The sequence below is a fragment of the Amycolatopsis sp. NPDC051903 genome, from assembly GCF_044452505.1.
Taxonomy (GTDB): domain Bacteria; phylum Actinomycetota; class Actinomycetes; order Mycobacteriales; family Pseudonocardiaceae; genus Amycolatopsis.
In genome coordinates this window covers 1-8,622 of the sequence record NZ_JBITBT010000080.1, presented here as the reverse complement: position 1 = coordinate 8,622, position 8,622 = coordinate 1, and the positions used below count along the sequence as shown (strand labels likewise).

Genomic DNA, 8,622 nt, shown 5'->3' with positions numbered 1-8,622 from the left:
CGCGACCGCTACTTCCGCTTCTTCGGCCCGCTACCGTCCACGATGGACCGGTTGGCGGCCCGCATCGCCGGTGGGCCGGGCGAGGACCACACCGGACTGGGGTGCTTCCTCGGAGCGGACCTGGCGGGCGTGGCCCACTACGAACGGCGCGCCGGCTCGGCCGAGGCCGAGATCGCCCTGGTGGTCGACGGCACCCACCGGGCCCACGGCATCGCGACCCTCCTGCTGGAGCACCTCGCGGCAACGGCGCGCGCCGCCGGGATCGAGCGGTTCGTCGCGGAGGTGCTCGCCGAAAACGCGAAGGTCATCAAGGTCTTCTCCGAACTGGGGCTGCCCTACCGCGTCGCCCGCGACGGCGCCGAGTGGTCGCTCACGCTGTGGCTCGACGCCGACCACTACCCGGACGCGGTCGCCCATCGCGACGAGGTCGCCGAGGCCGCGAGTCTCGCGCACGTCCTGAGCCCGGAGTCGGTCGCGGTCATCGGGGTGGGGCGCCGGCCCGGTTCGGTGGGGCACGCCGTGCTCGCCAACCTGCTGCGCAGCGGCTACCCGGGGCACGTCGAGGTCGTGCACCCGCACGCGTCGTCGATCCTCGGAGTCCGCTGCGCGCCCTCGGTCGCGGAGTTGGGTGTGGTGCCGGAACTGGCGGTGGTCTGCCTGCCCGCCGAGGCCGCGGCGAACGCGGTCGAGGAGTGCGGTTCCCTCGGCGTCCGCGCGGTGGTGGTGATCACGTCCGGTCTGACCGGCACCGCGGCCGGCGAACGGGTCCGCGAAGCCGTGCGGGAACACGGGATGCGGTTGGTCGGGCCCAACTGCCTGGGCGTGGTGTCGACCGCGCCGTCGTGTCCGCTCGACGCGACCTTCCTCGAACGGCCGCCGCTGCGCGGTGGGATCGGGATCGCGACCCAGTCGGGCGGAGTCGGCATCGCGCTCACCGAAGCGCTGACCGGGCTGGACCTGGGAGTCTCGGCGCTGGTGTCCACAGGGGACAAGTACGACGTGAGCGGCAACGACCTGCTCCTGTGGTGGGCGAGCGACCGGCGCACCGAGATCGTGGTGCTGTACCTGGAGTCGTTCGGCAACCCGCGCAAGTTCGGCCGGCTGGCCGCGCGGCTGGCGCGCAGCCGGCCGGTGCTGGCGGTGCGGGCGGGCAGCGGAGAAGCGGCCCAGCGCGCGGCCGCGTCGCACACCGCGGCAGCCGCCACGCCCGCGGTGACCCGGGACGCGCTCTACGAACAGGCCGGGATCATCGCGGTCGACACGGTGTCCGGATTGGTGGATGTGCTCGCGGGGGTGTCGTGGCAGCCGTTGCCGCGTGGGCGGCGGGTCGCGGTGGTGAGCAACGCCGGGGGAGCCGGGGTGCTCGCAGCGGACGCGTGTGAACGCGAAGGCCTCACGATGGCGGTGTTCGGGGAGGAGACCGTGGAGCAGTTGCGGGCGCTGCTCCCGGCGGAGGCGACGTCGCGCAACCCGGTGGACACCACGGCCGCGGTGCCGGCCGGCGCGTTCGGGCGAGCTCTGCGCACCGTGGTCGCTGACGACGGCGTCGACGCGGTGCTCGTGGCCACGGTCCCGACCGCGGTGGGTGATCCCGCGGCCGCCCTGGCGGAGGTGGTTTCGGGCTCGGACAAGACCGTGTTCGCCGTGCGGCCCGGTCAGCGGGCGCGAGTTGCGCCGCTCGGCGACACCGGCGCCGCCGTGACCGCGTCCTACGACGACCCGGCGGCTGCCGCAGCTGTTCTCGCGAGGGTCGCCGGCTACGCGCAGTGGCTTGATCGCGGCGACGACCCGCCTGTGTTGCCGGACATCGACGGTGCGGCCTTGCGGACCTTCGCGGCCGGCCACGCCGCCGACGGTGCCGGCTGGCTGCCCCCACCCGATGCCTACCGGCTGCTGCGGCTGGCCGGTCTTCCGCTCGTGACGACGCGCTACGCCCGCGACGAACTCGAAGCGATCGGCGTCGCCGGTGACCTCGCGGGCCGGCTGGCCGTGAAGGCCGACGCCCGAGGACTCCAGCACAAGTCCCGGGACGGCGGCGTTCTCCTGGGGGTGTACGGCGCCGGCGGGGCGCGTGACGCCTACCGTCTGCTGCAAGCCCGGTTCGGTCCGGCTCTGCGCGGCGTGGCGATCCAGCCGATGGTCGACTGCGGCCGCGAACTCCTCGTGGGTGTGCGGTCGGACCCGGTGTTCGGCCCGCTCGTGGTGTTCGGGCTGGGCGGGGTCGACGCCGACGTCGTGGCCGACCACGCCGCTCGGCTCGCCCCGCTGACGGGCGCGGACGCCGACCTGCTGCTGGACGGCCTGCGGTCGTCGGACGCGCTGTGGGCCTCGGGGATCGACCGGTCCGCCGTGCGGGAGGTGCTGCTGGCGGTCGCTCGACTGGCGGTGCTCGTTCCGGAGCTGGCCGAGCTGGACCTCAACCCCCTGGCGGTGCACGCGTCCGGGTGCGTGGCTGTCGACGTGCGCGTGCGACTGGAGCGGCGCGACACCATCGATCCCTTCCTCCGCCGACTGTCCGGTTGACCCGCTTGAGGAGTGACGGTGCGAATCCTGACCTTGAACCCCGGTTCGTCGAGTCTGAAAGCCGCCCTGGTCGAAGACGGCACCGCGGTCGGCTGGACCGCCTGGCAGCTGACGGAGCCCCGGCTGGTGTCCGACGCCGTGCACCGGTGGGCGCGCCCGGACGCCGTCGCGGTGCGCTTCGTCCACGGCGGGTCGCACACGGAGCCCGAGCTGGTGACGGATGCGCTGCTGGCGAATCTCGAACGGCTCGCGCCCCTTGCCCCGCTGCACCAGCCGCAGTCCTTGGCGGTGACCCGCGCGGTGCGGGCCCTGCTGCCGGCCGTGCCGGTGGTGGCGTGCTTCGACACCGCCTTCCACGCCGGCTTGCCCGACGCGGCCGCGCACTACGCGGTACCGCGAGCGTGGACCAGGCAGAACCGGTTGCGCCGCTACGGATTCCACGGCTTGTCGTGCGCGTACGTGGTGCGCCGGACCGCAGCGCTCCTGGGCCGGGGCGAAACCGGCCTGCACGTGGTGTGCGCGCACCTCGGCGCGGGCGTGTCGGTCACCGCGGTGCGCGACGGGGCCAGCGTCGACACGTCGATGGGGTACACCCCGCTGGAGGGACCCGCGATGGCGACCCGCTCGGGCTCCATCGACCCGGGATTGCTGTTGCACGTGATGAAGACCGCGTCGATGGGGCCGGACGAGATGATCGACGTCCTGTACACGCGCTCCGGGATCGCGGGGATGAGCGGCGGCAGCGGTGACCTGGGGGCCGCGCTCGCGTCCGCGGCAGCGGGAGACCCGGACGCGAAGTGCGCGGTGGACGTCTACGTGCACCGGCTGCGGCGGGAAATCGGTGCGGCCGCGACGAGCCTCGACCGGCTCGACGCCCTCGTGTTCACCGGTGGCGTGGCCGAGTACCAGCCGGAAGCGATCGCGACGATCGCGACCGGCCTCGGCGTGCTGGGCCTGCGCATCGCGCCGCTCGAGCGCACCGACGCCGACCGGGTGATCAGCGCTCCGGACTCGGCGGCACCCGTGCTGATCGTGCGGACCCGCGAGGAACTCGAACTCGCTCGCGGCGCCGAGGCCGTGCTGGGTGCCGGGGTGCCGGGATGACCGGCGTGGCCGAACCGGCCGTGCGCTGGAACCGCTCGGCGCGGGCCGTCCTCGTGGACGCGCTCTCCCGCCTGCCGGCGGCCGCGTGCATCGTCGAGGTGCAGCCGGACGAGGTCACGGTCGCGCTCACTTCGTCGTCGCGGCACGGCCGTGGTGCGGACCGCGAGCTCGCGGCGTGTGGTGCTGCGCTGTCGACCGCCAGAGTGGTGCTGCGGGTCCTGGGTGCGCGTTCCCGGGTGCGGTTCCCGCACGACCCGGACCGGCCGGACGTCGTGGCGGCGCTGCGTGTTCGGGAGCCGGCGCCGGCGACGGATCGCGACTGGGCCCGGTACTCGGCGCTGCGCCGGATCACGGGACCTGCGCCGGGAACACCGGCGCCCGTCGACACGGAGGTGCTCGCCGCTCTCGCCCGCGAGAACGACTGGCCTCGTACTCGCGTCGTTCCGCTGCCGCCTGGGGAGCCCCGTGCGCTGCGGGGCTTCGGCGCCCGGCTGCTGGTGGTCACGAACGGCGACACGGTGGACGAGCAGATCCTGGCCGGTGCCGCCTGCCACACCCTTCGCCTCGCCGCCGCGGCCCACGGTCTGAAGACCGCGGTGCTCATCCGCTCGGCAGCCATCGGACCGCACGCGGGCGTCGCGCAGGCTGTGGTCCTCGTGGCGGGTCCGCCGGAAGGGGCGGCATGACGACACCCGTCCGGCCGTCGGCCGTGGAGCCCGAAGCCCCTGAGGTCGACGCGCGCGAGCCGGTCGAGCTGCTGCTGCGGGATCTCCGGTCCGCGCCGGACGGGCTCACGACTCGTGAGGCGGCGCGCCGGTTGCAGGTCGAAGGGCCGAACGAGCTGCCGCGCCGGGGACGGGCGCAGTGGCCCCTCGAGCTGCTGCGCCAATTCGTCCACCCGCTCGCCCTGCTGCTCTGGGTCGCCGCCGGCCTCGCCTGGTTCGCGGGGACGGCGAACCTCGCCGTGGCCATCGTCGGTGTGATCGTCCTCAACGGGCTGCTCGCGTTCTACCAGGAACAACAGGCCGAACGTGCGGTGGAGGCGCTGGGCGAGTACCTGCCGGAGCGCACCTCGGTGGTGCGGGACGGGGTCGTCGCACCCGTGGCGGCGAGCGAACTGGTGCGCGGCGACGTCGTGCTGCTCGCGGAGGGGGATCGGGTTCCCGCGGACGCCCGCCTGGTCGACGGGACGCTCGACGTGGACGCGTCGATGCTCACCGGCGAGTCCGCTCCCGTCACGCGTACCGCCGATGCCGTCGACGGTGCTGCGCGGCCGATCGAGTCTCCGGTGCTGGTGTTCAGCGGCACGGTGTGCGTGGCGGGCGCCGCCCGCGCGGTCGTGCACGCGACCGGGCGGCACACCGAGATCGGCCGGATCGCCTCGCTCTCGGCCCGCATCGGCCGCGAAGAGAGCCCGCTCGAGCGGCAGGTCCGGCGGGTCGCGTGGCTGATCGCCGGGGTCGCGCTGGTCGTCGGCGTGGGGTTCCTGCCGCTCGGCGTGGCCGCGGGCCTTTCGTGGTCGGCGGCGTTCGTGTTCGCGATCGGCCTGCTCGTCGCCAACGTGCCGGAGGGACTGTTGCCGACGATCACCCTGGCCCTGGCGGCCGGCGTGCGATCGATGGCGAAGGCCGGTGCGTTGGTCAAGCGGCTGTCGGCGGTGGAGACGCTCGGCTCCACCACGGTGATCTGCACCGACAAGACAGGGACGTTGACGCGGAACTCGATGCGGGTGGAGGAGCTGCGGGACCCGGCGGGTGCACCGACGGCCCAGCCCGCGGCCGTGGGAGTGCTCGCCCGGTGCAGCACCGCGGACCTCGCCACCGGATCCGGCGACCCGACCGAGCTGGCGTTGCTGTCGTACGCCGCCGAGCGCGGAGCGGACGTCTCGGTGGCCGCGCGGGAGGCGGCCCGGCGGGTGCTGCACCCGTTCGATCCCCGCCTCAAACGGATGTCCACTGTGGACTCTCTGGACGGGCAGCTCGTGGTGTCCACGAAGGGCGCGCCGGAACAGGTGCTCCCGCTCTGCACAACGGAGCTGACGGACGCCGGCATCGAAATGCCGATCACCGCGCAGCGACGGACCGAGCTGGCCGGCCAGGTCGACGGTATGGCCCGGCGGGCGCTGCGGGTGCTGGCGATCGCGCGCCGGGCCGTCCCGTCCGTTCCCCCGAGCCGCGGCGAAACCGAAAACGACCTGTGCCTGGCCGGGTTCGCCGGTCTCGTCGACCCGCCCCGGGCCGAGGTCGCTCCGGCGGTGGCCGACTGCCACTCGGCGGGGATCAAGGTCCACGTCGTGACCGGGGACAACGGGTTGACCGCCGCCGAGATCGCCCGCCGCGTCGGCATCCGCGCCGAGCGGGTGGTGGAGGGCGGAGAACTGGCGAAGATGCCGGAGCAGCAGCTCGACTCCGTCCTCGTCGAGGGCGGCGAAGTCGTGTTTTCCCGTGCGACGCCCGAGGACAAGCTGCGCATCGCCGACGCACTGCGCCACTGTGGTGAAGTCGTGGCCATGACCGGCGACGGGGTGAACGACGCACCCGCGCTGCGGCGCGCCGACATCGGCGTGGCGATGGGGATCGGCGGCACCGACGTGGCGAAGGAAGCGGCCACGGTCGTGCTCACCGACGACAACTTCGCGACCATCGTCGCCGGGGTGCGCGAGGGCCGGCGCGTGTTCGACAACGTCCGCAAGTTCGTGTTGTACATCTTCGCCCACGCGGTGCCCGAGGTACTCCCGTTCCTGTTGTTCGCCATTTCCGGCGGGGCGGTCCCGCTGCCGCTGACCGTGTTGCAGATCCTGGCGATCGACCTCGGGACGGAGACGCTGCCGGCGCTCGCCCTGGGGCGCGAGCCGGCGGAGCCCGGACTGATGGCGCGCCCGCCCCGGGACCGCCGTGAAGGCGTGGTGACCGGGCGGATGCTGCTGCGGGCGTGGGGGATCATGGGCCTGCTGTCGGGGATCCTGGTCCTGGCGGCGTACTTCGCGGTGCTGTGGGCCGCCGGCTGGCAGCCGGGAGCCGACGTCTCGGCGGGCGCGCCGTTGCACCACGCGTACTTGCAGGCCACCACGGCGAGCTTCGCGGCGATCGTGGCGTGCCAGATCGGCACGGCCTTCGCTTCGCGGACCGAACGCGTGCCGCTGCGAGAGGTCGGCCTCACCACGAACCGGCTGCTGCTCTGGGGCCTCGTGTTCGAGGTGCTGTTCGCCGGTCTGCTGATCTACGCACCGGGGATCAGGGACGTCTTCGGCATGGCGCCGCTGCCCGCGTGGGCGCTGGCGATGCTGCTGCCGATGCCGGTACTCGTCTGGGGCGCCGACGAGCTCTTCCGGCGGGTGACACGGGGACGTCCGCCCCGCGCCCGGTGACTTTGTGCTCCGGTGCGGGTGCCCGGGGGCGACCAGGCTGGGAGAGCCGGTGCGAACGCCGCGCCCGGCCTTCGGGAGGACTTCCATGGACTGCGTACGGAATCTCGCCGATCTGCGGCTCGCCGACGCCGAAGCCGCAGGCGGAAAGGGCGCCAACCTGGGTGAGCTGATCGCCGCCGGGTTCCCGGTGCCGGACGGCTTCGTGATCACCCGGGTCGGCTACTTCTCGGCGCTGGAGGCCGCTGGGGTGCGCGCCGAGATCGCGGACGAGCATGCCAAGGCTCTGACGAATGTGGACGATGCGGCGGCCCTGGCCGAAACGTGCGAACGGCTGCGGGCCCTGGTCCGCTCGGCCGGCCTGACCGCCGAGCTCGCGGCCTCGGTCGGCGAGGCGTACCGCGCGCTCGGTGGGCAGGCCACGGTAGCCGTGCGCTCGTCGGCGACCGGGGAGGACGGGGCCGAGGCCTCGTTCGCGGGGATGAACGCGAGTTTCACGAACGTGGTCGACGAGCGGAGCCTGCTCCGGCGGGTTGTGGATTGCTGGGCGTCGCTGTTCTCACCACGGGTGGTGAGTTACCGCGCGAGCCGCGGGTACGCGGGGGAACCGGCGATCGCGGTGGTCGTGCAACGGATGGTCCTGGCCGACCGGGCGGGCGTGATCTTCACGGCGGACCCGCGGACAGCCGGACGCGACCAGGTGGTGATCGAAGCGGTTGTCGGCCAGGGCGAGGCGATTGTCAGCGGTGCCGTCGAACCGGACACCTACGTGGTGGCCAAACAGGACCTGCGGGTGCTCAGCGCCCGCGTCGGCACCCAATCGCTGAAGGTCATCGCGGAGGTCGGCGGCGGTGACGTCACGGTCCCGTTGACCGCGCAGGCCGGCGGGCGCCGGGTGCTCGACGACGCGACGGTGCTCGAGCTCGCCCGCCTGGCCGCGCGAGTCGAGGACCACTACGGCGTGCCGCAGGACGTGGAATTCGCCATCGAGGACCACCGCACTTGGCTGGTGCAGTCGCGGCCGATCACGACCCTGCCGCCGGACCGCGAGCCCGAAGCGGGCGCGCTGGTCACCGGGCTGGCCGCGTCGCCCGGTGCGGCGAGTGGTGCCGTCCGCGTGCTGCGGGACCCGGCTGAAGCCGTGCGGCTGCGCGAGGGCGAGGTGCTGGTGGCGCCGATGACGAACCCGGACTGGGTGCCGGCCATCCGCCGGGCGGCGGGGCTGGTGACCGACGGCGGCGGGATGACGTGCCACGCCGCCGTCGTCGCCCGGGAACTGGGGGTGCCGTGCGTGGTCGGAACCGGCGACGCCACCCGGGTGCTCGCGGACCGGACGCTGGTCACGGTCGATGGGAGCAAGGGCGAAGTGCGGGCCGGTGCGGTGGTGCACGAGCCGGCTCGGGCCACGCCGGTGGTGGCTCCCGCGGCAGCCGAGACGATCGGGACCCGGCTCTACGTGAACCTCGCGATGCCCGAGCACGCCGAGGAAGTCGCGGCACAGGCCGTGGACGGGGTCGGCTTGCTGCGTGCGGAATTCCTGCTCACCGAGGCCCTCGGCGGCCGCCACCCGCGCGATCTGCTGGCCCGGGGCGAGGAGGAGGCCTTCGTGACTGCGATGGCGGACTCCTTGA

5 protein-coding genes are annotated in these 8,622 nt (G+C 73.7%); all 5 read left to right on the top strand.

The window, feature by feature from the left end:
• Nucleotides 1-2,523: GNAT family N-acetyltransferase (locus ACIA77_RS52145; RefSeq protein WP_395893702.1), on the top strand; the 2,523-nt coding region annotated here is incomplete at its 5' end.
• A gap of 18 nt (nt 2,524-2,541) precedes the next feature.
• On the top strand, nt 2,542-3,627 hold the full coding sequence (locus ACIA77_RS52140; protein ID WP_395893701.1) for an acetate/propionate family kinase: 1,086 nt from the start codon (nt 2,542-2,544) through the stop codon (nt 3,625-3,627).
• A complete protein-coding gene (locus tag ACIA77_RS52135) occupies nt 3,624-4,313 on the top strand; it encodes a hypothetical protein (protein WP_395893700.1) in 690 nt (229 codons plus the stop codon). Before ACIA77_RS52140 ends, ACIA77_RS52135 begins: the two co-directional genes overlap by 4 nt.
• The gene (locus ACIA77_RS52130) at nt 4,310-6,994 is read left to right on the top strand and encodes a cation-translocating P-type ATPase (RefSeq protein ID WP_395893699.1); all 2,685 of its coding nucleotides are present in this window, start codon (nt 4,310-4,312) and stop codon (nt 6,992-6,994) included. Before ACIA77_RS52135 ends, ACIA77_RS52130 begins: the two co-directional genes overlap by 4 nt.
• 85 nt (nt 6,995-7,079) lie before the next feature.
• On the top strand, nt 7,080-8,622 hold a 1,543-nt coding region (locus ACIA77_RS52125), incomplete at its 3' end, for a PEP/pyruvate-binding domain-containing protein (RefSeq protein ID WP_395893698.1).